This is a genomic window from Micromonospora sp. NPDC005707 (assembly GCF_040631005.1).
Taxonomy (GTDB): domain Bacteria; phylum Actinomycetota; class Actinomycetes; order Mycobacteriales; family Micromonosporaceae; genus Micromonospora.
The window spans coordinates 244,283-269,265 of record NZ_JBEXYR010000001.1; the positions used below are offsets into that span (position 1 = coordinate 244,283).

General features: G+C 75.0%; 19 protein-coding genes. 5 read left to right on the forward strand and 14 right to left on the reverse strand.

Going from position 1 to position 24,983, the window contains the following annotated elements; translation table 11 throughout:
* The first annotated feature begins 37 nt into the window (after positions 1-37).
* Positions 38-415 (forward strand): PH domain-containing protein, encoded by a 378-nt coding sequence (locus ABZ452_RS01140; RefSeq protein WP_357937550.1) that lies wholly within the window; start codon positions 38-40, stop codon positions 413-415.
* A gap of 5 nt (positions 416-420) precedes the next feature.
* Here the strand turns inward: ABZ452_RS01140 and ABZ452_RS01145 are convergent, their stop codons facing one another.
* Positions 421-1,347, reverse strand: a complete 927-nt coding sequence (locus ABZ452_RS01145) for a 2-hydroxyacid dehydrogenase (RefSeq protein ID WP_357937552.1) — start codon at positions 1,345-1,347, stop codon at positions 421-423.
* A 141-nt stretch (positions 1,348-1,488) separates the two neighbouring features.
* Here ABZ452_RS01145 and ABZ452_RS01150 point away from each other — a divergent pair, with 141 nt between their 5' ends.
* Genes ABZ452_RS01150 through ABZ452_RS01160 form a run of 3 tightly spaced genes read left to right on the forward strand, consistent with a single transcriptional unit; the run spans position 1,489 to position 6,192 of the window.
* Positions 1,489-3,294, forward strand: coding sequence for a SpoIIE family protein phosphatase (locus tag ABZ452_RS01150; protein ID WP_357937554.1), 1,806 nt, complete (start codon positions 1,489-1,491; stop codon positions 3,292-3,294).
* Positions 3,295-3,350: 56 nt separating this feature from the next.
* A complete protein-coding gene (locus tag ABZ452_RS01155; protein ID WP_357937556.1) occupies positions 3,351-4,526 on the forward strand; it encodes a PQQ-dependent sugar dehydrogenase in 1,176 nt (391 codons plus the stop codon).
* Positions 4,527-4,581: 55 nt separating this feature from the next.
* Entirely contained in the window at positions 4,582-6,192 is a 1,611-nt protein-coding gene (locus tag ABZ452_RS01160) for a metallophosphoesterase (RefSeq protein ID WP_357937558.1), read from the forward strand.
* Between the two features lie 3 nt (positions 6,193-6,195).
* Here ABZ452_RS01160 and ABZ452_RS01165 read toward each other — a convergent pair whose 3' ends face one another.
* From ABZ452_RS01165 to ligA, 6 genes are all read right to left on the reverse strand, one after another.
* Positions 6,196-8,553 (reverse strand): pyruvate dehydrogenase, encoded by a 2,358-nt coding sequence (locus ABZ452_RS01165; protein ID WP_357937560.1) that lies wholly within the window; start codon positions 8,551-8,553, stop codon positions 6,196-6,198.
* Positions 8,554-8,670: 117 nt separating this feature from the next.
* Entirely contained in the window at positions 8,671-10,170 is a 1,500-nt protein-coding gene (gatB, locus tag ABZ452_RS01170) for an Asp-tRNA(Asn)/Glu-tRNA(Gln) amidotransferase subunit GatB (RefSeq protein WP_357937562.1), read from the reverse strand.
* 13 nt (positions 10,171-10,183) lie between these two features.
* Positions 10,184-11,659 carry an Asp-tRNA(Asn)/Glu-tRNA(Gln) amidotransferase subunit GatA gene (gene gatA, locus ABZ452_RS01175; protein ID WP_357937563.1) on the reverse strand — a complete coding sequence of 492 codons (1,476 nt, stop codon included), beginning with the start codon at positions 11,657-11,659 and terminating at the stop codon, positions 10,184-10,186.
* On the reverse strand, positions 11,656-11,961 hold the full coding sequence (gene gatC / locus ABZ452_RS01180) for an Asp-tRNA(Asn)/Glu-tRNA(Gln) amidotransferase subunit GatC (protein ID WP_357937565.1): 306 nt from the start codon (positions 11,959-11,961) through the stop codon (positions 11,656-11,658). Before gatC ends, gatA begins: the two co-directional genes overlap by 4 nt.
* 249 nt (positions 11,962-12,210) lie before the next feature.
* Positions 12,211-15,105: an EAL domain-containing protein gene (locus tag ABZ452_RS01185; RefSeq protein ID WP_357937567.1), complete on the reverse strand. Its 2,895-nt coding sequence runs from the start codon at positions 15,103-15,105 to the stop codon at positions 12,211-12,213.
* Between the two features lie 141 nt (positions 15,106-15,246).
* Positions 15,247-17,382 carry an NAD-dependent DNA ligase LigA gene (gene ligA, locus ABZ452_RS01190; protein WP_357937569.1) on the reverse strand — a complete coding sequence of 712 codons (2,136 nt, stop codon included), beginning with the start codon at positions 17,380-17,382 and terminating at the stop codon, positions 15,247-15,249.
* 247 nt (positions 17,383-17,629) lie between these two features.
* Between ligA and ABZ452_RS01195 the strand changes: the two genes are divergently transcribed.
* Positions 17,630-18,343: a type II toxin-antitoxin system PemK/MazF family toxin gene (locus ABZ452_RS01195; protein ID WP_357937571.1), complete on the forward strand. Its 714-nt coding sequence runs from the start codon at positions 17,630-17,632 to the stop codon at positions 18,341-18,343.
* A 158-nt stretch (positions 18,344-18,501) separates the two neighbouring features.
* Here the strand turns inward: ABZ452_RS01195 and ABZ452_RS01200 are convergent, their stop codons facing one another.
* From ABZ452_RS01200 to ABZ452_RS01230, 7 genes are all read right to left on the reverse strand, one after another.
* Complete coding sequence (locus tag ABZ452_RS01200) at positions 18,502-19,515, reverse strand: ADP-ribosylglycohydrolase family protein (protein ID WP_357937573.1); 1,014 nt, start codon at positions 19,513-19,515, stop codon at positions 18,502-18,504.
* A 27-nt stretch (positions 19,516-19,542) separates the two neighbouring features.
* Positions 19,543-19,911, reverse strand: coding sequence for a VOC family protein (locus ABZ452_RS01205; RefSeq protein ID WP_357937575.1), 369 nt, complete (start codon positions 19,909-19,911; stop codon positions 19,543-19,545).
* A gap of 35 nt (positions 19,912-19,946) precedes the next feature.
* Positions 19,947-20,951, reverse strand: a complete 1,005-nt coding sequence (locus ABZ452_RS01210; protein WP_357937577.1) for a methionine synthase — start codon at positions 20,949-20,951, stop codon at positions 19,947-19,949.
* A gap of 38 nt (positions 20,952-20,989) precedes the next feature.
* Entirely contained in the window at positions 20,990-22,063 is a 1,074-nt protein-coding gene (gene mnmA, locus ABZ452_RS01215; RefSeq protein ID WP_357937579.1) for a tRNA 2-thiouridine(34) synthase MnmA, read from the reverse strand.
* Positions 22,064-22,100: 37 nt separating this feature from the next.
* Positions 22,101-23,276, reverse strand: a complete 1,176-nt coding sequence (locus ABZ452_RS01220) for a cysteine desulfurase family protein (RefSeq protein ID WP_357937581.1) — start codon at positions 23,274-23,276, stop codon at positions 22,101-22,103.
* 96 nt (positions 23,277-23,372) lie between these two features.
* Positions 23,373-24,038 carry a class F sortase gene (locus ABZ452_RS01225; RefSeq protein WP_357937583.1) on the reverse strand — a complete coding sequence of 222 codons (666 nt, stop codon included), beginning with the start codon at positions 24,036-24,038 and terminating at the stop codon, positions 23,373-23,375.
* Positions 24,035-24,865: a DUF4397 domain-containing protein gene (locus tag ABZ452_RS01230; RefSeq protein ID WP_357937585.1), complete on the reverse strand. Its 831-nt coding sequence runs from the start codon at positions 24,863-24,865 to the stop codon at positions 24,035-24,037. Before ABZ452_RS01230 ends, ABZ452_RS01225 begins: the two co-directional genes overlap by 4 nt.
* Positions 24,866-24,983 lie beyond the last annotated feature (118 nt).

A 24,983-nucleotide genomic window follows, 5' to 3' on the forward strand; every position in this document is an offset into this window, starting at 1 on the left:
CGGAATCGCCGCCGGCCGGGGGTGGGATCATCGGGGGGTGAGCCGCGCCGACACCGTCCGTTTCCGCTACAACCAGGCGATCCTGGTCGCCGCGCTCGTCGCGCTCCTCGGCGCGCTGCCGCTGGCCACCGCGCGCTGGTGGCTGCTCTGGGTGCTGCTGATCCCGCTCGCGCTCGCCGTCTGGGCGTGGCGGGCCGGCACCGACGCGGACGCCCGCGAGCTGCGGCTGCGGGCCCTCGTCGGCCAGCGGCGGGTGCCCTGGACGCGGGTCGCCGAGCTGGCCGCCGACCAGCGCGGCCGGGCGGTCGCCCGGCTCGACGACGGCGAGACGCTGACGCTCCCCGCCGTCCGCGCCACCGACCTGCCCCGGCTCATCTCCGCCACCGGGCAGGAACTGCCCGAGTCCGCCGGCTGACCCGGTCAGTAGCCGTCGACCACCCGGTTCGTCAGCGGCTCCCCGGCGGCGAACCGGCGCAACTGCTCACCCACCAGCCGGTACGCCCGCGGCAGCAGGCCACGGACCGAGCCGGCCACGTGCGGGGTGAGCAGCACGTTCGGCAGCTCCCACAGAGGATGCCCGGCCGGCAGCGGCTCCGGGTCGGTCACGTCCAGCGCCGCCCGCAGCCGCCCCGACGCCAGCTCGGCGACCAGCGCCGAGGTGCGGGCCACCGGGCCGCGGGCGGCATTGACCAGCAGCGCGCCGTCCGGCATCGCGGCGAGGAACTTCTCGTCGACCAGCCCCCGGGTCTGCTCGGTCAACGGCACCAGCAGCACCACCACGTCCGCCTCGGGCAGCAGGGCGGGCAGCTCGTCGACCCCGTGCACCCCGTCGTCCGGGCGTGGCGTCCGGGCGACCAGGGTGAAGCTCACCTCGAACGGTGCCAGCCGGGCCCGGACGGCCGCGCCGATCGAGCCCGCGCCGACGATCAGCACGCGCTTGCCGGCCAGCTCGTCGGTCGGGGCCACCTCGTCGTACGCCCACTCGCGGCGGGCCTGGGCGCGGGCCAGCGGACCGAAGCCGCGCAGCGCGGACAGGATCGCGGCGACCACCCACTCGGCGGTGGCCGAGTCGTGCACGCCCCGCGCGTCGCAGAGCGTCACGCCCTCGGGAACCCGCCCCACCCAGGCGTCCGCTCCGGCGGAGAGGAGCTGCACCACCTTCAGGTCCGGCAGCTCGGTCAGGAGCGCGCCGGCGTCCGGGCCGGCGAGGAAGGGCGGCACCCAGAACCGCACACCGGTCGGGAACGACGGCGGCCGGGACGGGTCCTCCAGCAGCTCCACGGTGACGCCCGTGGGCAGGTCGCCGAGGAGGCCCCGGCCGGCCGGGTGCGGAATCCAAACCTTCACGACCGCCGACGATAGCCGTCCCGGACGGCGGCCGTGGGCGGGGTCGTGACGACCGCCGCTGGGACGATTGACGATCGGCCACGCGAGGTATAACCGAGGCGGAGCGTCGGCCGGCGTTCCCGACTCCGGAGACAGGTGGCGATGAGCGAGGACACTCTGGGGCGACCGGCCGGACCGATTCCGGCGCTGGTCGACCCCGCACGGCTCCGGTCCCTCGCGGAGACCCGGCTCGACGCGACGCCCGACGAGGCGTTCGACCGGTTCGCCCGCCTGGTCAGCGACCTGCTCGACGTGCCGGTCGCGCTGGTTTCCCTGGTCACCGCCGACCGCCAGTTCTTTCCCGGCGCGGCCGGGCTGCCCGAGCCGTGGGCCGCCCGGCGGGAAACCCCGCTGAGCCACTCGTTCTGTCAGCACGTGGTCGACGTCGAGGTGCCGATGGTGCTGCCCGACACCCGCCTCCACCCACGGATGCGGGAAAACCTGGCCGTTGAGGACCTCGGGGTGGCCGCCTACGCCGGGATGCCGCTGACCGACCAGGACGGGCGGGTGCTCGGCTCGCTCTGTGCCATCGACAGCAAGCCCCGGGCCTGGACTGCCGAGCAGTTGCGCACCCTCGCCGACCTGGCTGCCGCCTGCTCCTCCGAGCTGCGCCTGCGGATCGCCGTGCAGGGCGCCGAGCAGGCCCGTCGCCGCGCCGAGGAGGCGCACGACCGGCTCGCCATGCTGGCCGGGATGAGCGAGACGCTGGGCGGCACGCTCGATGTGGCCACGGCGGTCGACCGGCTCGGGCACACCATGGTCCCGCTGCTGGCGGACTGGTGCCTGATCACCCTTGTCGACCGGCTGGGCCGGCCGCGTACCGTCGCCGGCACGCACCGGGACCCGGACCGGGCGGCCGATGTGGCCCGGTTCGCCGCGCTGCTGGCCGCCGGCCTCGGCCCGGACTCGATCATCCGGTCGGTGCTGCGGACCGGGCGGCCGGTCATGCGCGAAGCGGCCGCGCCGGCCGACGTCGAGCGGGGCACCACCCACCCGGAGCTGGTGCCGCTCGCCGGCCGGCTGGGCTTCGGCTCCCACCTCACCGTGCCGGTCACCGCCACCGGGGTCCGGGTCATCGGCGCCGTGACGCTGGTGAACGGGCCGTCCCGGCGGGGCTTCGACGAGGCCGACCTGCGGACTGCGCTGGACATCGGGCGCCGCGCCAGCCAGGCCGTGGACAACAGCCGGCTCTACGGCGAGCAGCGGCACGTCGCCGAGGTGCTGCAGCACAGCATGCTGCCCACCCTGCCCGTGGTGCCGGGCGTGGAGTTGGCCGCCCGCTACCAGCCGGCGGCGGACCGGGTCGAGGTGGGCGGCGACTGGTACGACGCCTTCGTCCAGCCCGACGGCGACCTGGTCGCCGCGATCGGCGACGTCGCCGGGCACGACATCGAGGCCGCGGCGACCATGGGGCAGCTGCGGAACCTGGTCCGCGGCGACGCGTACGGGCGGGACGACCCGGTCGACGAGCTGATGACCCATCTCGACCGGGCGATCCAGGGGCTGCCCGTCCCGACCGTCGCCTCCGCCGTGCTGGCCCGGGTCCGTCCGACCGCGGCCGGGCTCTGGGTCTCCTGGTGCAACGCGGGCCACCCGCCGCCGCTGCTGGTCCACGCCGACGGGGCGGTGCAGGTGCTGGACGGGGTCCGGGGACCGCTGCTCGGCCTGGCCCGCCCGCCCCGGCGCGGCCGGCGGGAGCTGACCCTCGCCCCCGGCGACACCCTGCTGCTGCACACCGACGGGCTGACCGAGCGCCGGGACCGGCCGATCGACGAGGGGGAGGCCGAGCTGATCGAGCAGCTCGCCGGCGCCGCCACGCTCCCCCTCGCGACCCTCTGCGACCGGCTGCTCGCCGCCGCACCGCGGCGGGAGGACGACGTCGCCCTGCTCGCCCTGCGCGCCCGTTGAGCACGGCTCGGTTCGTCGGGCCCGGTTCGCCATCCGGCCCGGCTAGGCTGGGCCGGGTGAGGCCGCGTCCCCCGTACCCCCGCACCGGCCGCCTCCGGGCGGCGCTGGCGGCGTCCTGCGCGACGCTGCTGCTCGGCACCGCCGGTTGCGCCTTCGGCGACCCGGATCCCGACCCGGCCGGTGAACCGCCCAACCTCCCGTCGCCGTCCACCACGGCCAGCCCCGGGGGCGCCGGCCAGCAGGTCGTCGCCACGGTGCTGGCGAAGGGGTTGGCGGTGCCCTGGGGCGTCGCCTTCCTGCCCGACGGCGCCGCGCTGGTCACCGAACGGGACAGCGGGCGGATCCTGCAGGTCGGCCCGGAGTCGGGGCCGGAGGGGATGACCGTCCGGGTGGTGCAGACCGTGCCCGGCGTGGCGGCCGCGGGCGAGGGCGGGCTGCTCGGCATCGCGGTCTCCCCGTCGTACGCCCGGGACCGCACGGTCTTCGTCTACTACACCAGCGCCCAGGACAACCGGATCGCGAAGCTGGAGCTGGGCCGGCCGCCGACCCCGATCGTCACCGGCATCCCCAAGGCCGGCAACCACAACGGCGGCGGGCTGGGCTTCGGCCCCGACGGCTTCCTCTACGCCAGCACCGGCGACGCCGGGCGCACCGCGAACGCGCAGGACCCGAAGAGCCTCGGTGGCAAGATCCTGCGGCTCACCCGGGACGGCAAGCCCGCCCCCGGCAACCCCACCGCCGGCTCCCCGGTCTGGACGACGGGCCACCGCAACGTGCAGGGGTTCGCCTGGACGCCGGACAAGCGGATGTACGCCGTGGAGTTCGGCCAGAACACCTGGGACGAGATCAACCAGATCAACAAGGGCGGCAACTACGGCTGGCCGCAGGTCGAGGGGCGCGGCGACGACCGGCGCTACGTCAACCCGGTCGTGCAGTGGCGCACCGGCGACGCCTCCTGCTCCGGCCTGGCCGCCGTCGAACGGCTGCTGATCACCGCCTGCCTGCGCGGGCAGCGACTCTGGCTGGTCGAGCTGGCCGGCAACGGCACGGTCCTCGGCCAGCCGCGCGAGCTGCTCACCGGCAGGTACGGGCGGCTGCGCGCCGCCGCGGTGGCGCCGGACGGTTCGGTCTGGGTGACCACCTCCAACCGGGACGGGCGCGGCAAGCCGGCCGGCGACGACGACCGGATCCTGCGGCTGGTCTTCGCCGACGGCGGCGCCGGGCGCAGCTGACCCCGCTTCCGGCGGGTTTGCCAAGATCCTTCAACGGGCAGGTCAGAATCTCAGCATGGACGGCCAGGAGAACGAGCAGCACAGCACCGGGGACGCGACGACCCCGGAGGACGGGCGCGCCCGCCGCCGGTGGCGCCCCGGCACCGGCCTGCGCCGGCTCGGCGTCGTGCTGGCCCTGCTCGTGGTCACCCTCGCGGGGGTGGTGGCCGGCACGTACGTGGGCGGGCACGTGGGCACCGACATCGGGCCGTTCCGCGCGCAACTCAACCTCAGCCCGTCGCTGAGCGGCGGCACCACCGTCGACATCCCGCCGCTGGGCGCGCTGCTGCTGGACAGCCACGACGGGCCGGCCTACCTGACCGTCGAGCTGGGCGCGCTCGACCAGCGGCGCACCGAGGCGCTGATCGACGACCCGGCGAGCATCAGCCGGGCCAGCCAGTCGGCGGTCGAGGACGTCCGGGCCGGCGTGATGCGGCTCGGCCTCAAGACCCTGGCCTCGTCCGTGCTGGCCACCCTGCTGCTGGCCGGGCTGGTCTTCCGCGACACGCGCCGCACCGCGTGGGCCGGCGGGCTGGCGCTGGCGGTCACCGCCGGCAGCCTCGGCCTGGCCGCCGCCACCATCCGGCCGCAGGCCATCGAGGAGCCGCGCTACGAGGGGCTGCTGGTCAACGCGCCGGCGATCGTCGGTGACGCGCGGCGGATCGCCAACGACTACACCAAGTACGCCGAGCAGCTGCAACGGCTGGTCGGCAACGTCAGCAAGCTCTACACCACGGTCTCGGCGCTGCCGGTGGTCCAACCGTCGCCCGGCACCACGCGGGTGCTGCACGTCTCCGACATGCACCTCAACCCCACCGGCTGGCAGCTCATCCGCACGGTGGTGGAGCAGTTCGGCATCGACGTGGTGATCGACACCGGCGACATCACCGACTGGGGCAGCGAGCCCGAGGCATCCTTCGTCGGCTCGATCGGCCTGCTCAAGAAGCCGTACGTCTACATCCGCGGCAACCACGACTCGGCGAAGACGGCCGCCGCGGTGGCCGCCCAGCCCAACGCCGTCGTGCTGGACAACTCCACGACCACCGTCGCCGGGCTGACCATCGCCGGCATCGGCGACCCCCGCTTCACCCCGGACAAGGAGACCTCGCCGGCCGGCAGCGGGCTCACCAAGGTCGTCGCCGACCAGGTGATCGGGGCCGGCGAGCAGCTCGCCGCCACGGTGAACAGCTCACCGAAGCCGGTGAACGTCGCACTGGTGCACGACCCGGCCTCGGCCGGCCCGCTCTCCGGCACCTGCCCGCTGGTGCTGGCCGGGCACACCCACGCCCGGCAGGTGTCGAAGCTGCCGCAGGTGCCCGGCAAGCAGCCCACCCAGCTCTTCGTCGAGGGCTCCACCGGGGGCGCCGGCCTGCGCGGCCTGGAGGGCGAGAAGCCCACCCCGCTGTCGATGACGGTGCTCTACTTCGACCAGCAGAAGCTGCTCCAGGCGTACGACGACATCACCGTGGGCGGGACCGGGCAGTCGCAGGTCAACCTGGAACGGCACATCATCCAGGACCCGACGAAGGGCGACCAGGTGCCGGTCACCCCGACCCCGACCCGGGGCGGGCCCGCCACGCCCACCCCGAACGGCAGCCCGACCGCGACGCCCAGCCCCACGGGCTGAGGCTCAGCGCAGCGACAGGGCGGCCAGCGCGGCGTTGACGATGCTGCCGGGCAGCAGGTCGTGCAGCTCGTACAGCTCCGTGACGCTGCCGGACTGGCCGAACTCGTCCACACCGAGCGGGACCGCCGGTGCGCCGAGCGCCGAACCGAGCCAGGCCATCGCGTGCGAGGCGGCGTCGTGCACGGTGACCACCGGCACCCGGTCGGCGAACGCCGACCGCAGCGCGCCGGGCACGCTCGGCACGGTCGCCGTCCGCACACCCTGGCGCAGCGTCCGCTGCCAGGCCCGGTAGAGCCGGTCCAGGCTGGTCACGTCGACCACGTGCGCCGCGACGCCCTCCTCCGCCAGCTCCGCGGCGGCCGCCAGGACCTCCGGCAGCACCGCGCCGGAGGCGGCGAGCTGCACGACCGGGGCGTCCGCCAGGTGGGGGTACGCCTCGTGCGCGTCGACGAGCCGGTACGCGCCCGCCACCACCTGCCGGCGCAGCACCGCGTCGCCGATCCGCGCCCGGGCCGCCTCGAACGGCGCCTGGTCGAGCGGACGGGTGCTGAGGCGGAAGTAGTACGCCCCGTCCTCGGCCGGCGCGGCCGTGGCGGCCGGCGCCGCTCCCCCGGCGATCTGGCCGAGCGCGTCGCAGAGCAGCCAGTCGAGGCTGCCGGCGTACGCGGGTTCGCAGAAGGTGACCCCGGGCAGCTCCAGGCCGACCGAGGCCGTGATGGTCGACTGGTGGGCGCCGCCCTCCGGGGCCAGGGTGATGCCCGACGGGGTGCCGGCCACCACGAACCGGGAACCGGAGTAGGTGCCGTAGAGGAACGCGTCCAGGCCGCGCAGCACGAACGGGTCGTAGACCGTGCCCACCGGCAGCAACGGCTGCCCGGACAGGTCCCACGACAGGCCGAGCTGGCCGAGCAGCAGGAACAGGTTCATCTCGGAGATGCCCAGCTCGATGTGCTGACCCGCCGGGGTCTCCGTCCAGCGCAGCATCCGGTCCTCGGTCCAGGAACGCTGCTCGGTGGGGGCGAACACCCCGGTCTTGTTGATGAACCCGGCCAGGTTGGTGGAGGTGGCCACGTCCGGCGCGGTGGTGACCAGGTATGGCGCGACCTTCGGGTCGCGGGCCAGGTCGACCAGCACCCGGCCGAAGACCTCCTGCGTGGAGACGGGCTTGTTCACCCGTACCCTCGTGGTCTCCGGGACGGTGACCCCCAGCGCCCGCTCGCGCGGCGCGCGGGCCAGCGCCTCCCGGCGCTCGCCGGCCCGGATGCCGGCCGGGGACGCCGGGTCGAGGCGGTCCCACTCGGTGTCGCGGGTCAGGCCGTGCGCGGCGCGCAGCGCGTCGACCTGCTCGGTGGTGAGCAGCGCCGAGTGGTTGCGCGGGTTGCCGGCGATCGGCAGGCCCCAGCCCTTGACCGTGTACGCGAAGACCACGCTGGGCCGGTCGGTGACCGCGTCGCACTGGGCGTACGCGTCGAGCATCGCCTGAAGGTCGTGCCCGCCCAGATCGGTGACGAGCGGGCCCAGCTCGTCGTCGGGGATGTCGGCCACGAAGGCCGCCACCTCGGCCGGCGCTCCGTCCAGGAACTGCTTGCGCAGGGCCGGCCCGGCCAGCCCGAACAGCGACTGGTACTGCTCGTTGGGCATCAGGTCGATCCAGTCGCGCAGTGCCGCCCCGCCCGGCCGCTCGTACGCCTCGGCGAGCTTGCGGCCGTACTTGACCTCGACCACGTGCCAGCCGGCGGCCTCGAACTGCCCCCGCCACTGGTTGATCCGCACCCCGGGGACCACCCGGTCCAGCGACTGGCGGTTGAAGTCGACAAGCCACATCACGTTGCCCAGCCCCGTGGTGGCCGGGTCGGCGACGGCCTCCCAGATGTTGCCCTCGTCCAGCTCGGCGTCGCCGATGAGGGCGATGAACCGGGAGTGCGGCCGCTCGCCGAAGTGCGCGTCGACATAGCGACGGGTGACCGCCGCGAACAGCGGCGCGGCCGCGCCCAGGCCGACGGAGCCGGTGGAGAAGTCCACCCCGTCCGGGTCCTTGGTCCGCGACGGGTACGACTGCAGCCCGCCGCGCGCCCGCAGCTTCGGCAGGTAGGACCGGTCCAGGTTGCCGAGCAGGTACTGCACGGCGTGGAAGACCGGCGAGGCGTGCGGCTTGACCGCCACCCGGTCCTCGGCGTCCAGGTGGGCGAACCAGAGCGCGGTCATCGCCGTGACCAGCGAGGCACTGGACGCCTGGTGGCCGCCGACCTTCACCCCGTCGCCGGTGTCCCGGTCGTGGTTGGCCGCGTCCACGATGCGGGTGGCGAGCCAGAGCACCCGCCGCTGGATCTCGTCGAGGACGTCGAGGTCGTGCTGGTTCACGGTGACTCCATCCGGGCGTCGCCGTTGACGCCCACGCGCGAGGGATGCGGGGGTGGCCGCGTACTCGGAAGAGGCCGGGGCCGCCGCCGGGTCACGACGGCGGCCTCGGAACGGGACTCAGCCCTGGACGCCGAGGCGCGCCAGGATCAGCTCGCGGACGGTCTTGGCGTCGGCCTGGCCGCGGGTGGTCTTCATGACCGCGCCGACCAGCGCGCCGGCCGCCGCCACCTTGCCGCTGCGGATCTTGTCGGCGACGGCCGGGTTCGCGGCGATCGCCTCGTCCACGGCGGCGGTGAGCGCGCCGGTGTCGGAGACCACCTCGAGGTTGCGGTTGGTCATGATCTCGGTCGGCGAGCCCTCGCCGGCCACCACGCCCTCCAGCACCGTGCGGGCCAGCTTGTCGTTGAGCTTGCCGGCGTCGACCAGGCCCTGCAGCTCGGCGACCTGCGCCGGGGTGGCCCCGATGTCGGCCAGCTCCACGCCGCTCTCGTTGGCCCGGCGGGACAGCTCGCCCAGCCACCACTTGCGGGCGGCGGCCGGGGTGGCCCCGGCGGCCACGGTCGCCTCGATCAGTTCGACCGCGCCGGCGTTGACCACCGACTGCATGTCCAGGTCGGACAGGCCCCAGTCCTGCTGGATCCGCTTGCGACGCAGCCGCGGCAGCTCCGGCAGGGCGGCCTTCAGCTCGGCCACCCAGGCGGTGTCCGGCGCGAGCGGGACCAGGTCCGGCTCCGGGAAGTACCGGTAGTCGGTGGCGGTCTCCTTCGACCGGCCCGAGGTGGTGTCCCCGGTGTCCTCGTGGAAGTGCCGGGTCTCCTGGGTGATGCGGCCGCCGGCATCCAGCACCGACGCCTGGCGCAGCATCTCCGAACGGACCGCCCGCTCGACCGAGCGCAGCGAGTTGACGTTCTTCGTCTCGGTGCGGGTGCCCCACTCCGCGCCCGGCCGGTTCAGCGACGTGTTGACGTCGCAGCGCAGCGAGCCCTCCTCCATCCGGACGTCGGAGACGCCCAGCGAGCGGATCACGTCGCGCAGCTCCGTGACGTACGCCCGGGCCACCTCGGGAGCGAGCGCGCCCGTGCCGGGGATCGGCTTGGTGACGATCTCGACGAGCGGGATGCCGGCCCGGTTGTAGTCGACCAGCGACTCGGTGGCGCCCTGGATCCGGCCGGTCGCGCCGCCCACGTGCAGCGTCTTGCCGGTGTCCTCCTCCAGGTGCACCCGCTCGATGCCGATCCGCACCGTCTCGCCGTTGACGTCGACGTCCAGGTAACCGTCGACGCAGAGCGGCTCGTCGTACTGGCTGATCTGGAAGTTCTTCGGCATGTCCGGGTAGAAGTAGTTCTTCCGGGCGAACCGGCACCACTCGGCGATCGAGCAGTTCAGCGCCAGGCCGATCCGGATGGTCGCCTCGATGGCCGCCTTGTTGGCCACCGGCAGCGAGCCGGGCAGGCCCAGGCAGACCGGGCAGACCCGGGTGTTCGGCTCGCCGCCGAAATCGGTCGGGCAACCGCACCACATCTTGGTGTTCGTGCCCAGCTCGACGTGGGTCTCCAGGCCGACCACCGGTTCCCAGCGCGCCACGACCTCGTCGTACGCGGGCAGTGTCGTCGTCATCGCTGCTCCTGCCTCACAGTGCCGGTGGGGTGAACGTGCCGACCGTGGACTCCAGCGCGGCGGCGACCCGGTACATCCGGTCGTCGGCCATGGTCGGGGCCATGATCTGGAAACCGACCGGCAGCCCCTCGGAGAGACCGCACGGGACCGAGATGGCCGGTCCGCCGTACAGGTTGGTCGGGATGGTGAACAGGTCGGCCAGGTACATCTGGTAGGGGTCCGCGGTGCGCGCCCCGATCGGGAAGGCCACGAACGGGGTGGTCGGCGAGATGAGCGCGTCCACCCCCTCGAAGGCGGCGGTGAAGTCCCGGGTGATCAGCGTGCGGACCTTCTGCGCCTGCCCGTAGTAGGCGTCGTAGTAGCCCGAGGAGAGCGCGTAGGTGCCGATCATGATGCGCCGCTTGACCTCGGGGCCGAAGCCCGCCTCGCGGGTCAGCGACATGACCTCTTCGAGGGACCGGTTGCCGTCGTCGCCGACCCGCAGGCCGAACCGGACGCCGTCGAACCGGGCCAGGTTGGAGGAGCACTCGCTGGGGGCGATCAGGTAGTAGGCCGGCAGCGCGTACTTGAAGTGCGGGCAGGAGACGTCGACGATCTCGGCGCCCAGCTTCGCGAGGGCCTCCACCGACTCGCGGAACGCGGCCATCACGCCCGGCTCGGCGCCCTCGCCGGTGAACTCGGTGACCACACCGAGCTTCACCCCGGTCAGGTCGCCGGACGCGCCGAGCTTCGCCGCGCCGACCACGTCCGGCACCGGGGCCGGGATCGACGTGGAGTCGCGCGGGTCGTGACCGGCGATCACCTGGTGCAGCAGTGCGGCGTCCAGCACGTTGCGCGCACACGGGCCGGGGGTGTCCAGCGAGGAGGAGAACGCCACCAGGCCGTAGCGGGAGGTGCCGCCGTAGGTGGGCTTCGCCCCGACGGTGCCGGTGACCGCGCCGGGCTGGCGGATCGAGCCGCCGGTGTCCGAGCCGATCGACAGCGGCGCCTCGTACGCGGCCAGCGCCGCGGCGCTGCCACCACCGGAGCCGCCCGGGATCCGCTCCAGGTCCCACGGGTTGCGGGTCGGTCCGTACGCCGAGTATTCCGTGGAGGAGCCCATCGCGAACTCGTCCATGTTGGTCTTGCCGAGCATCACCGTGCCGGCGGCGCGCAGCCGCTCGACGATCGTCGAGTCGTACGGCGGGCGCCAGCCCTCCAGGATCTTCGAGCCGACGGTGGTCGGCACGCCCTTCGTGGTGAGCACGTCCTTCACCGCGACCGGCACGCCCGCCAGCGGCCCCAGCTCCTCGCCGGCGGCCCGGCGCTCGTCCACGCCCCGGGCGGCGGCCAGCGCGCCCTCGGTGTCGACGTGCAGGAAGGCGTGGACCTGGTCGTCCACGGCGGCGATCCGGTCCAGGTGGGCCCGCGTGACCTCCACGGCGGAGGTCTCGCCCGTCGCCACCAGGCCGGCGATCTCGGCGGCCGTCAGCTTGGTCAGGTCGCTCATGAAGCCACATCCTCGTCCAGGATCCGCGGGACGCGGAACCGCTGCTCCTCGGCGTCGGGCGCACCCGACAGCGCCTCCTGCGGGGTCAGGCACGGCGTCACCACGTCCTCGCGGAGGACGTTGGTCAGCGGCACCGAGTGGGACGTCGGCGGAATGTCCGCCGCGGCGACCTCGCCCACCTGGGCGACCGACTGGAGGATCACGTCCAGCTGGTTGGCGAAGGTGTCCAACTCCTCCTCGGTGACGGCGAGCCGCGACAGTCGCGCGAGATGCGCGACCTCCTCGCGGGAGATGGCGGCCATCGGGTGCCCCCTTCGTGGCTGTCCTGCTGCGTCTGCGGTGTGCCGGCCGCGCGCTCGCCGGGGACGATGACACGCGGTGACCGGAGCGAGTCTATTGCCCTCCGGTCGGGTCGACGCCTCCGACTCCCGGTGCCCGCCCGCCGGGACACCGGTCAGCGGCTCGGGCTTGCCGGCGGTGCGCCGGTCAGCGCGCGTGGCCCGGTGGCCGGTGCGGCGGTCGGCGAGCGTGGCGGGCGGCCGGTGTGCCGGTCACCGGGCCGGGCGGCGTGGCCCCTCGCCGTCCGTCGCCACGGCCGGGTGGACCGGCCGGTACCGGGACAGCCAGGTGACCAGCTCCTCGGCCGGCATGGGCCGGGCGTAGAACCAGCCCTGCGCCACGTCGCAGCCGGCCGCGTGCAGCAGCCGCCAGGTGCGCTCGTCCTCGACGCCCTCGGCCACCACCCGCAGCCCGAGCGCCCCGGCCAGCTCGATCATCGAGCGGACGATCGCCGCGTCGTCCGCGTCGTCGGCCATCCCGAGCACGAACGACCGGTCCACCTTCACCTCGGACAGCGGCAGCCGGCGCAGGTGCTGCAGCGACGAGTAGCCGGTGCCGAAGTCGTCCAGCGCGATGCCGACCCCGATCCGGTGCAGCTGGGTGATGCTGGCCAGCACCCGCCGCGGGTCGGCCATCAGCGCGCCCTCGGTGATCTCCACCTGGAGCCGGTCCGGTGGTACGCCGTAGCGGGTCAGCCGGTCGGCGATCTGCTCGGCGATCTCGCCGGTGTGCAGGTCCCGGACGCTGACGTTGAGCGCGGCCCGCAGCGTGACGCCGGCCGCGGACCACTTGGCGACCTGCTCCACCACGTCGTCCACCACCCGCCGGGTGAGCAGCCGCATCACCGCGCTCTGCTCGGCGACCTGGATCAGCTCCCCGGGGTCGACCATGCCCCGGCGCGGGTGCCGCCAGCGCAGCAGCGCCTCGACCCCGACCACCTCGCCGGTCGCGATGGCGATCTGCGGCTGGTAGTACATGGTGATCTCGCCCGGATCCCCGGCCGGGTCGTCGAGGCCGACCGAACCGGTGCCGCCGCGCTGCTCCACCGTCCGGGCTGGGGCGGCCGGTGCGCCGCCGGCAACGCCCGGCCGGACGCCCGCGACGTCGGGACCGCGCCGCTCCGGGCGGTCGGCGGACACCGTTCCGGCCCGGCCACCGAGGACCGAGCCGGGCTGGTCGTCGGACACCGCCCCGGGGTGTTCGTCGGGCACCATCCCGGGCCGGGCGTCGGGGTGCTTGTCGTACACCGTCCCAGGTCGGGCGTCGGACACCGCCCCGGGCCGGGCATCGGCCCGTTCGTCGGACACCGCCCCGGGCCGGGCGTCGGGCACCGCGCCGGGGTGTTCGTCGGGCACCGCCTGGAGCAGGCCGTCGGGCACCGTCCCGGGCCGGCTGTCGGCGACCGTCGCGGGGTCGCCGCCGTAGGCCGGGGTCAGCCGGTCGCCGTCGCCGGGCGTCGGGGTCTCCGCTGGCGTCGTGCGGGTGGACCGGCGGCGGATCGGGTCGGCGCCGGTGACGATCCGGTTGATCAGCTCGTCGTCGTGCCGCGCCTCGACCCGCTCCCGCCGCCGCAGCCGCCACCGTGCCGGAGGCTCCAGGTCCCGACGCGGGGTCAGGCGCGCCCCGCCCGAGTTGCCGAGGGACCCGTGGCCGGATCGCGCCCCGCCGGCCCGGCCGCCGTTGCGGGGAAGCCCGTCGCCGCGGGCTTGCCGCGCCGCCGGGGCGGGCAGGCCGGGCGCCGGGGCGAGCGCCGCGCCGTCACCGCCACGGACGCCGGCCGGCTGTTCGCCCCGGGCCGGCGGCCCGGACTCCAGCACCCGGCGCAGGTCGGCGAGGAGGCTCAACCGCTCGGCGGAGTTGTGGTCGGACTCGGGCGCGTAGACGGCGACGGTGTCGTTGCGGTGCTTCGCGTCGTACATGGCCACGTCGGCGTGGCGCATGAGGGTGGCGAAGTCCTCGCCGTGCTCGGGGAAGAGGGCGATGCCGATGGAGCCGCCCACGTCCAGCGGCAGGCCGTCCAGCGGCACCGGCTCGGCGAGCGCGGCCACCACCCGGCCGGCCCGTTCGCGGGCCTGGTCGGTGCCGGTGAGCCCGGGTACGACGATGGCGAACTCGTCGCCGCCCAGCCGCGCCACCAGGTCCTCACCCTCGACCACCTCGATGAGCCGGGCGCTCACCTCGACCAGCAGCCGATCACCCACCGCGTGCCCGAGCGCGTCGTTGACGTGCTTGAACCGGTCGAGGTCCAGCAGCAGCAGCGCCAGGTGGGCGTCCGGCTCGCCGCGGGCGGCCCGCTCGGCGTGCAGGTGCACCTGCTCGGCCACCTCGGTGAGCAGGGCCTTGCGGTTGGGCAGCCCGGTGAGCGGGTCGAGGTCGGCGAGCTGCTCCCGCTCGTCGGAGAGCCGGGCCATCCGGTAGACCGCGAACAGTGGCACCAGCACCAGCGGGATCAGCGCGGCGCTGGCCCGGGCGGCGGCCACCAGCACGGGGGCGAGCAGCAGCAGCGAGCCGGTGGAGAGCAGCTCGTAGGCCAGGCCCTGCCGGACGCTGGGCCACCAGCGGTCGCCGAACCGCAGCCGGATCGCGCAGCTGACCAGGCCGTAGTTGACGACGAACCAGGCCGCCGTGGCGCCACCCACCGCCGCCACGTCGGTCCAGTGCAGCCGGCCGCCGCCGAACAGCTCGCCGGGCCCGAGCCGGGTGACCGCGTACGCGGCGGCGAGCGCGCACGCGTACTGGGCCCCGTTGAAGGCGGTGCGCCAGCCGGCGTAGCCGAGCCGCCAGCCGGAGACGGCCACGGCCACGGCCTGCACCGCGACGGCCGGGCCGAGACCCCAGCCGAGCAGGATGGCGAACGTGAAGCAGGTCGACGGGAAGACCGCCGAGGTCTGGCGCCGACCGGGCGGCACGAACGGCCGGGCGTCGCAGGCGACGGCGAGCGCCGCCATGGTCCAGAAGGCGGCCGGCAGGTGGGGCAGTTCGTCGGGGAGCGCGGCCAGCGGCCCGACCGAGACGAGCAGGGCCAGGACGCCGACCACGGTGACGAAGCCGAAGAACGGCCCGGTCCGCCCGGGCGGGACGGAGTTTCGCGGGTCGCCGGTCTCCATCGCACCTCCCGGGGTCGGCCCCGGCGCGCACCGTCACGCGCCGTACGCCAATGAAACGCCCTCGGTGCCGGTTTCCCCGACACGACAGTCACGAATCGGTCGTAGTCGTAATTAAGTTGGAATGCGCGGCAGAGGGCGGGGTCAGCCCTCGATGCGGGCCACCTCGCGGGCCGCGTCCGGGCCGGACTCCAGCAGCACCCGGAAGCCCGCCTCGTCGAGGATCGGCAGCTTGAGGTCGGCGGCCTTGTCGGCCTTCGACCCGGGGTTGTCGCCGACCACCACGAAGCCGGTCTTCTTGGAGACCGAGCCGGTGACCTTGCCGCCCCGGCTCTGGATCGCCTCGGACGCCTGGTCGCGGCTGAATCCGGCCAGCGTGCCGGTGACCACGACGGTCACCCCTTCGAGCGGGCGCGGGCCCTCCTCGCCGGCCTCCTCGGCCATCCGGACGCCGGCCTCGGCCCACTTGCGCACCACCTCGCGGTGCCAGTCGACGGCGAACCACTCCTTGATGCTGGCCGCGATGGTCGGGCCGACCCCGTCCACCGAGGACAGCTCCTCCTCGCTCGCCGCGTCGATCGCCTCGACCGAGCGGAAGTGCCGGGCGAGCGCCTGCGCGGCGGTCGGACCGACGTGGCGGACGGAGAGCGCGACCAGCACCCGCCACAGCTCGCGTTCCTTGGCCACGGCCAGGTTGTCGAGCAGCTTGGTGGCGTTGCTGCCGAGGGTGCCGTCCTTGTTGACGAAGAACGGCGAGCGGGACAGCTGCTCGGCATCGAGGGCGAACAGGTCGCCCTCGTCGTGGATGATCCCGGCGTCGAGCAGCGCGGCCGCGCCCTTGTAGCCGAGCACCTCGATGTCGAAGGCGCCCCGGCCGGCCAGGTGGAAGACCCGCTCCCGCAGCTGCGCGGGGCAGCTGCGCGAGTTGGGGCAGCGGATGTCGACGTCGCCCTCCTTGGCCGGCGCGAGCGGGGTGCCGCAGGCCGGGCAGGTGGTGGGCATGACGAACGGGCGCGCGTCGGCGGGACGCAGGTCGACCACCGGGCCGAGCACCTCGGGGATGACGTCGCCCGCCTTGCGCAACACGACCGTGTCGCCGATGAGGACGCCCTTGCGCTCGACCTCGCGGGCGTTGTGCAGGGTGGCCAGGGCGACCGTGGACCCGGCCACCCGGACCGGTTCGAGGACGGCGAACGGGGTGACCCGGCCGGTGCGCCCGACGTTGACGTCGATGTCGAGCAGTTTGGTGGTGACCTCCTCCGGCGGGTATTTGAAGGCGATGGCCCAGCGTGGCGCGCGGCTGGTCGAGCCGAGCCGCCCCTGGATGGAGACCGGGTCGACCTTGACCACCACGCCGTCGATCTCGTGCTCGACGTCGTGCCGGTGCTCGGCGTAGTAGGCGATGTATTCCGCCACCCCGGCCAGGTCGGGCACCACCCGCCAGCGGTCGCTGGTCGGCAGCCCCCACGCCTTGAGCGCCGCGTAGGACTCCGACTGCGCCGCCGGCTGGAAGCCCCGGCGGGCGCCGATGCCGTGCACCACCAGGCGCAGCGGCCGGGAGGCGGTGATCCGCGGGTCCTTCTGGCGGAGGCTGCCGGCGGCCGCGTTGCGCGGGTTGGCGAACGGCGCCTTGCCCTGCTCGACCAGGCCGGCGTTGAGGTCGGCGAAGCCGGCCACCGGGAAGTAGATCTCGCCGCGCACCTCGAGGAGCTCGGGCACGTCGGGGAACTCGTCGGAGGGAGTCAGCCGGGCCGGCACGTCCCGGATGCTGCGGACGTTGGCGGTGACGTCCTCGCCGGTGCGCCCGTCGCCCCGGGTGGCGGCCCGGACCAGCCGCCCCTTCTCGTAGGTCAGGTTGATGGCCAGGCCGTCGACCTTCAGCTCGCACAGGTAGGGCACCGGGCCACCCGCGTCCCGCTCGACCCGCTCGGCCCAGGCGGCCAGCTCCTCGTCGGCGAAGGCGTTGTCGAGCGAGAGCATCCGCTCGGCGTGGGTGACGGGGGTGAAGTCGGTGGAGAAGGTGCCGCCGACGCGCTGGGTCGGCGAGTCGGGCGTGCGCAGCGCCGGGTATTCCTCCTCCAGCGCCTCCAGCTCGCGCAGCTGCTTGTCGAAGTCGGCGTCGGAGATCGTCGGCGCGTCCAGCACGTAGTAGCGGTACTGGTGTTCGGTGAGCTCCTGGCTCAGCGTGTTGTGCCGCTCCCGCGCCTCCGGGGTCGGCTCGGCGCCGGCCGCCGCCTCCTGTGCGGGGCTGACCGCCTGGGGAATCGCTTCTTCAGACACCCTGCCGCCTTCGGACACCGCGTCGACCTCCCGTGATCGTGCTACTCCCGCACGGTATCGGTCGGGCCTGACAACCGTCCCCGGCAGACCGCCACGTTCCCCGAGGATCATGAAGTTGGCGGCGCCGAAGCGGACATTCCACCCCGCAAACCTCATGATCGACCGGCGCGGCCCGAGGGGTGTGGGTGGACGCCGTGGGACGATCGCCGCCGGTGGTCGGCCGGCACGGGCGAGAGGCGGGGTACGGATGCGGGACGGGCTGCTCTGGGCGGCGGTGATCGTGGCGTGTGTCGCGGCCGGCTGGCTGTGGGGCGAGTGGCGACGCCGGGCCGCGGACCGCTCCGCGGAGGCGGGTCGGAGCGCGGGGCGCCCGGACGGGCGGACCGGCGCGGCGGACGGCCGTTCCGGGACGGCGGCCCGCCCCGGCAGCGGCGCACCGGCGGGGCGCCGCGGTTCCCGGCGCGGCGGTCGGCCGGACAGCGACCGCCCCGACGGCGAGCCGGCCCGCGGACGAACCGGCGGTGAACCGACCCGCGGACGAACCAGCGGTGAATCGACCCGTGGACGAACCGGCGGTGAGCCGGCGCGCGGGCGGGCCGGCTCACCGCCGCGGCCTCGCGATGCCGGGCGGGGGCCGGCGAATGCGCCCCGGCCCGGGGAGATCTGGTGGGCCGACGTGCCCTACGCCGACGGGACCGGCTCAAAGGTGCGCCCCTGCCTCGTGCTGCGGGTCGACGGGCGGGACGCCGACGTCCTGAAGATCACCAGTCAGGACAAGTCGGACCGCGACGACCACCTGCCGATCCCCACCCGGAGCTGGGACCCGGACGCCGACCACGACAGCTACCTGGACATCAGCGAGCCCATCCCGGTGCCCCTGGCCGCCTTCGAGGACCGCGCGGGCGCCTGCGACCCCGACCTCTGGAGCGGCATCCGCCGCCTCCCCCACCTGACCGCCTGACCCCGGCCCGACCCCTCTGGCCCCGGCCCCGGCCCCGGCCCGGCCCGGCCCGGCCCGGCCCGCGTCGATCATGAAGTTGTCGTGCCGCGCCACGGCGTGTCGCGGCAATAACTTCATGATCAACCAGGTGGGGGTCGGCGAGGCGAGGGTGGGACGGGTCAGTCCAGGGGGGTGGCCAGGGCGGTGAGCTGGTCTCCGTACTCGATGCGGGTGGACCACTCCGCCGGCCAGGCCGACATGCCGTGTGCGGCGCCCACGAAGGCGCCGGCCAGGGCGGCGATGGAGTCCGAGTCGCCGGCCGTCGTGGCGCCTCGGGCCAGCGCGCCGACCGGGTCGTCGGGGTGCCGCAGCGCGCACAGCAGCGCGGTGGCCAGCGCCTCCTCGGCGATCCAGCCCTCGCCGGTGAGCCGGCACGGGTCGCCGCCGTCGTCGGGGCGGGCCAGGGCCGCGTCGAGCCGGCCGAGCACCCGCAGGCACTCGTCCCAGCCCCGGGCGATGAACTCCTCCGGCGTCCGCTCGCCCGGACGGTGCCACAGGTCGCCGAGCCAGTCGCCCCGGTAGACCGTGCGCTGCGCGTGGGCCCGGTCGGTGAGCAGGCCGGGCAGTTCGGGCAGCGCGGCGCCGTCGCGCAGCAGCCGGACCGCGTACGCGGTCAGCTCGCTCGCCGCCAGGCCGGTCGGGTGGCCGTGGGTCAGGCCGGCCTGGAGCTGGGCCAGACCGGCCAGGGTGTCGAGGTCGACGTCGAGCAGCCCGACCGGGGTGACCCGCATGTTCGCCCCGCAGCCCTTCGAGCCGGCGACCGTCGCCTCCTGCCAGCGGGTGCCCCGGTCCAGCTCGGCGCAGGCGCGCAGGCAGGTCATGCCGGGCGCGCGGTTGTTGTCGGGACTGACCGCCCAGTCGAGGAACCGCCGCCGCAGCAACGGCTCCACCGCCTCCGCCGTCCAGGCCGGGGCGTCGTGCAGCGCCCATGCCACCGCGAGCGCCATCTGGGTGTCGTCGGTGACCAGCGCCGGGTCACCGGTGAGCTCCCGCGGGCCGGTCGGGCCGTAGCGGCGGACGATCTCGGCGACGGTGAGGAACTCGGTGGGCTTGCCCAGGGCGTCGCCGTAGGCGAGGCCGAAGAGGGAGCCGGACGCGCGGCGCGTGGCGGAGTCGATCACGCTGGCGATCATGCCCCGCCCACGCAAGCCCCGGCGCGATCAGTCCCAGCAGAGGCAGAACGGGTGGCCGGCCGGGTCGGCGTACACCCGGAAGCCCTCACCCTCGCCGGGCAGCCGGCGGGCGCCGAGGGCCAGCGCCGCCTTCTCCGCCGCTTCGATGTCGTCCACCGTGACGTCGAGGTGGAACTGCTGCGGCCGCTCCGGGTCGGGCCAGGCCGGGGCACGCAGGTCGAGCGCCTTCTGGAAGGCGACGCGCGGCTGGTGGCCCGGCCGGCCGCCGAGCACCACCCAGTCGTCGCCGTCGGAGTTCTCCTCGATCAGCGGGAGGCCGAGCAGCTCCGCGTAGAAGCCGGCCAGCGCGCGCGGATCAGGGCAGTCGATCACCACGGAACGCAGCTGTCCAATCATGCCGGTCATCCTGCCCCCGGCGTGCGACAGGAAACCTATTCCTCGGCGAGCCGGCGGCCGGCGTCCCGGCAGGCGGCGAGGACCGTCCGCGCGTACGCCGGGGTGGCGCCGGCCAGGCCGCAGGCGGGGGTGACCACCACCTGCTCGGCGAGCCGGCGGCGGGGGAAGCCGAGCTGGTCCCAGACCCGGCGTACCCGGTCGGCGACCCGGGCCGACGTGAGCGCGCGGCCGGCCGGCGGCGGCAGCGCGGGCGCGGCGCCGGCCAGCAGCCCGAACCCGGCGTCGATCGCCTCGCCGAGCGGGTCCAGATCGGTGACCAGGGCCAGGTCGAGGGCCACGCCGACGGCGCCGGCGGTGCGGATCAGCTCCAGCGGCACGTCCGGCGCGCAGCAGTGCACCACGGTGGGCACGGCGGCCGCCTCGATGACGCCGCGCAGCAGCGCGCGGGCCACCTCGGGCTCGACGGGCCGGTGGGTGCCGAAGCCGCTCTCGGTGGGCACCCGGCCGGCCAGCACCGCGGGCAGCGACGGCTCGTCGAGCTGGAGCAGCACCGTGGCGTGGGGCAGCCGCCGGGCCACCGCCGCCACGTGCCCGCGCAGCCCCTCGCCGAGCGAGCCGGCGAGATCCCGCACCGCGCCGGGGTCGCGCAGCAACCGGCCGCCGATCGGCAGCTCCAGCGAGGCGGCCAGGGTGAACGGGCCGGCGGCCTGGACCTTGACCGGGCCGGTGTACTCCTCGGCCTGCTCGGCGAGCTGGTCGAGGTCGCGTTCCATGAGGTCGCGGGCGCGGCGCAGGTCCTTGCCGGGGCGTGGGGCGATCCGCCAGCGGGCCGCGTACAGCTCGACCGGCAGCTCGACGAGGAGCCCGCCGGTGCGGCCGATCAGGTCCGCGCCGGGGCCGCGGGCGGGCAGCTCCGGCAGGTGCGGCAGGTCGGGCAGCTCACCGAGCACGATGCGCTGCGCCTCGGCGACGTCGGTGCCGGGCAACGACCCGATCCCCGTCGCCGTCCCCATTCCCCACGGCCAGGTCGTCTCAGTCACCGCCGCAGCCTATCCAGCGCCCCGCGGGCGCCGAGGGCTCAGGCGGTGATCGTCGCCGAGCCGAGCACGACGTCCCCGGCCGGGTCCGGGCGGTACGCCACGATCGCCTGGCCGGCGGCCACGCCCCGGACCGGGCGGCGCAGGTCGGCGTGCAGCCCGTCGGCGTCCAGCGACACGGTCGCCGGCACCACGTCGCCGTGCGCCCGGAGCTGCACCTCGCACTCGATCGGCCCGTCGGGGCGCGCGCCGCCGGTCCAGACCGGGCGGGCGGCGCGGACCTCGGCGACTTCGAGGGCCTCGGCAGGGCCGACGGTGACCGTGTTGGTCTTCGGGGTGATGGAGAGCACGTAGCGCGGGCGGCCGTCCGGCGCGGGCCGGTCCAGGTGCAGGCCGCGCCGCTGCCCGACGGTGTACTGGTAGGCGCCGGTGTGGCTGCCCACCACCGCGCCGGTGAGCGCGTCCACCACCTCGCCGGGGGCCTCGCCGAGCCGCTGGGACAGGAAGCCCCGGGTGTCGCCGTCGGCGATGAAGCAGATGTCGTGCGAGTCCGGCTTGTCGGCCACCGCGAGGCCGCGCCGGGCGGCCTCCGCGCGCACCTCGGCCTTGGTCGAGTCGCCGAGCGGGAAGATCGACCGGTCGAGCTGCGCCCGGGTCAGCACCGCGAGGACGTACGACTGGTCCTTGGCCGCGTCGACGCTGCGGCGCAGCAGGCCGTCCGCGCCGAGCCGGGCGTGGTGGCCGGTGACCACCGCGTCGAAGCCCAGGGCCACGGCCCGGTCCAGCACCGCGGCGAACTTGATCTTCTCGTTGCAGCGCAGGCACGGGTTCGGGGTACGGCCCGCCGCGTACTCGGCCACGAAGTCGTCGACCACGTCCTCGTGGAACCGGTCGGCCATGTCCCACACGTAGAACGGGATGCCGAGCACGTCGGCGGCGCGGCGGGCGTCCCGGGAGTCCTCCAGGGTGCAGCACCCCCGGGCGCCGGTGCGGTAGGTCTGCGGGTTGCGGGCCAGCGCCAGGTGCACACCGGTCACGTCGTGCCCGGCCTCCACCGCGCGCGCCGCCGCCACGGCGGAGTCCACTCCGCCCGACATCGCCGCCAGAACCCTCACCAGCCCACTCCCCTCGTCATCACCGAGGGTATCCGGGTCAGCGGGGCGTGCGGAGGGCGGCCGCGCGGCGGGCCCGCTCCACGGCGCCGGGCAGCGCGGCGATCAGCGCGTCGACGTCCGCCCTGGTGCTGGTGTGGCCGAGGGTGAAGCGCAGCGACGAGCGCGCCCGGTCGTCGTCGGCGCCCATGGCCAGCAGCACGTGCGAGGGCTGGGCCACCCCGGCCGAGCAGGCCGAACCGGTCGAGCAGGCGATGCCCTGCGCGTCGAGGAGCAGCAGCAGCGCGTCCCCCTCGGAGCCCGGGAACGAGAAGTGCGCGTTGCCGGGGAGCCGGTCGGTCGGGTCGCCGTTGAAGACCACCTCGGGGACCGCCTGCCGGACCCGCTCGACCAGGTCGTCGCGGAGCGCGGCGACGCGGGCCGCGTATTCCTGCTGGCCCTTCACGGCGGCCTCCACGGCGACCGCGAAGGCCACGATGCCGGCGGTGTCGAGGGTGCCGGAGCGGACGTCGCGCTCCTGGCCGCCGCCGTGCAGCAGCGGGGTGGCGGCGAGATCGCGGGCCAGCAGCAGCGCGCCGACGCCGGTCGGGCCGCCGAGCTTGTGGCCGGTGACGGTGAGCGCGGCGACGCCGCTGGCGGCGAAGTCGACGGGCACCTGACCGACCGCCTGGATGGCGTCGGTGTGGAACGGCACCCCGTGCTCGGCGGCGACCGCGGCCAGCTCGGCCACCGGCTGCACGGTGCCCACCTCGTTGTTGGCCCACATGGCCGTGACCAGGGCCACCCGGTCGCCGTGCGCGGCCAGTTCGGCGCGGAGCCGCTCCGGGTCGAGCCGGCCGGCGGCGTCGACCGGCAGCCAGCCGACCTCGGCGCCCTCGTGCCCGGCCAGCCAGTCCACCGCGTCCAGCACGGCGTGGTGCTCGACGGCGCTGGAGACCACCCGGATCCTTTCGGCCCGGGCGGCGCGGCGAGCCCAGAAGATGCCCTTCACGGCCAGGTTGTCGCTCTCCGTGCCACCCCCGGTGAAGATCACCTCGGACGGGCGGGCGCCGAGCACGGCCGCCACCCGCTCCCGGGACTCCTCCACCCGCCGCCGGGCGCGCCGGCCCGCCGCGTGCAGCGAGGACGCGTTGCCCACCTCGCGGGCCGTGGCGACGTACGCCTCGAGTGCCTCGTCGAGCATCGGGGTCGTCGCCGCGTGATCCAGGTATGCCATCACCGTTCAGCCTAACGGCCGACCGGGGTGCCGCCGGATGCCGGACCGCCCGTCCCGTACGGGGGGCAGGGACGGGCGGTCCGGACGCTCACGCGCTCACGCGGGCACCGCCGTGATCACGACGTTGTCGCGGTAGTGCCGGGTCTTCGCGTCGAACGGGCCGCCGCACGTGATCAGGGTGAGCCGGGGGCTGCCGTCCCGGGCGAAGTACCGGTCGAGCGGGATGCGCGTCTTCGCGTACTCCTCCCGGGCCACCACCCGGAAGCGGCGCTCCCGGCCGTCGGAGCCGGTGGCGGTGAGCAGGTCCCCCCGGTCCAGCTCGCGCAGCCGGAAGAACGCCCCCTTGCCCTGATCGGCGCTGTCGACGTGGCCGGCGATCACCACGGAGCCGGTCCCGGCCTCCAGGCCCGGGCCGTAGCGGTACCAGCCGACCCGGTCGACGCTGGGCGGGACCTCGAACTCGTCCGTCCGCGGGTTGATGCCGACCGGGTCGACGGTGGCCGTGACCCCGATCGGCGGGATGCGCAGCCGCACCGGCGGGACGATCGTCCCGGCCGCGGGCAGGGCGCCCGCGTTCACCGGCACCCGCCGGGCACCGGTGGCCGTGGGCGTCGGGGTGGGGGTGGCGCCGGCCAGGGCCGCCGCCTCGCCCGCGCCGACGTCCTCGGCGGGCCGCGACCCGCAGGCCACCACGGTCGCCACGGTGAGCGCGGCGGCGCCGGCGGCCATCGCCGCCAGCGCCCCGCGGTGGCGCACGGTCACCGGCGACCGGTCCGGGCGGTGGCCACCCGCGCCCCGCCGCCGAGCAGGAGCAGCACGCCGGCGCCGGCCAGCACGTACCACCAGGTGTCCACGCCGGTGCCGGCCTGGCCGCCGGTGCCGCTGGGCACGCCGCCGGGGGCCGAGTGCAGCCCGGTGACGGTCTGCGCGACAAGTTCAAGGTTCTTGTCCTGGGCGGAGCCGATCGCGTACACGATCGTCGCGGTGCCCTCCCGGAGGTTCAGGTCGGCCGGGCCGATGGCGACCGTGTCGGTGCCGGCGAGCACCACGTCCGCCTTGACCATGCCGGCCGCCACGTCGGCCTTGGCCTCCTTCGGGTTGGTGAGGTCCTCGAAGACCGGCTTCCCACCGGCCCGTACGTCGACGGCCGGTGCGGCGGCGGTGTGCCGGACGATCAGCCGCGCCTCACCGGCGTCCACCTTCGACACGTCGTTGACGAACGGGGTGATCCGCGGCTTGCCGTCGGCGCTCAGGTGGGCGGCGAGGCTGATGTTCGCCCCGCCCGGCACCGCGGCGTCGTCGACCGTGAGGATCGCCTTGTCGACCGCCTCGCCCGGCTTGGTCAGGGCGATGTCGTACGTCCCCTCGGGCAGGGTGAGCGGGCCGGCCACGTCACCCGGCTGGAAGTTGTCCAGCGTCTTCTTCCCGTTGACGTACACGTCCACCGGGGTGCCCGGGATGCCGTGCACGACCGACACCTTGGACGAGGCCGCCCAGGCCGGGCCCGTGGTGGCGGCGCCGATGCCGGCGAACGTCAGGGCGGACACCGCGCCGATCGCGGCGACCCGACGGAACATGGCGAACTGCATTGTCTGCCTCCTGGTGATTGGTGCTGATTCGTCAGGACTGGCGTGCAGAACGGGTTACGCCGGCTTCGTGGCCCCCGGATGCGGCCGGATCCGATTTCTTTTTCTCGGGCCGGACCGC

Excerpts from the sequence above, each read along its gene's own strand:
- ABZ452_RS01160 (WP_357937558.1), top strand. The coding sequence starts at position 4,582 with ATGGACGGCCAGGAGAACGAGCAGCACAGCACCGGGGACGCGACGACC.
- gatC (WP_357937565.1), bottom strand. The coding sequence starts at position 11,961 with ATGGCCGCCATCTCCCGCGAGGAGGTCGCGCATCTCGCGCGACTGTCG.
- gatA (WP_357937563.1), bottom strand. The coding sequence starts at position 11,659 with ATGAGCGACCTGACCAAGCTGACGGCCGCCGAGATCGCCGGCCTGGTG.
- ABZ452_RS01200 (WP_357937573.1), bottom strand. The coding sequence starts at position 19,515 with ATGATCGCCAGCGTGATCGACTCCGCCACGCGCCGCGCGTCCGGCTCC.
- ABZ452_RS01205 (WP_357937575.1), bottom strand. The coding sequence starts at position 19,911 with ATGATTGGACAGCTGCGTTCCGTGGTGATCGACTGCCCTGATCCGCGC.
- ABZ452_RS01185 (WP_357937567.1), bottom strand. The coding sequence starts at position 15,105 with ATGGAGACCGGCGACCCGCGAAACTCCGTCCCGCCCGGGCGGACCGGG.
- ABZ452_RS01220 (WP_357937581.1), bottom strand. The coding sequence starts at position 23,276 with ATGGCATACCTGGATCACGCGGCGACGACCCCGATGCTCGACGAGGCA.
- ABZ452_RS01195 (WP_357937571.1), top strand. The coding sequence starts at position 17,630 with ATGCGGGACGGGCTGCTCTGGGCGGCGGTGATCGTGGCGTGTGTCGCG.
- ABZ452_RS01150 (WP_357937554.1), top strand. The coding sequence starts at position 1,489 with ATGAGCGAGGACACTCTGGGGCGACCGGCCGGACCGATTCCGGCGCTG.
- gatB (WP_357937562.1), bottom strand. The coding sequence starts at position 10,170 with ATGACGACGACACTGCCCGCGTACGACGAGGTCGTGGCGCGCTGGGAA.
- ABZ452_RS01230 (WP_357937585.1), bottom strand. The coding sequence starts at position 24,865 with ATGCAGTTCGCCATGTTCCGTCGGGTCGCCGCGATCGGCGCGGTGTCC.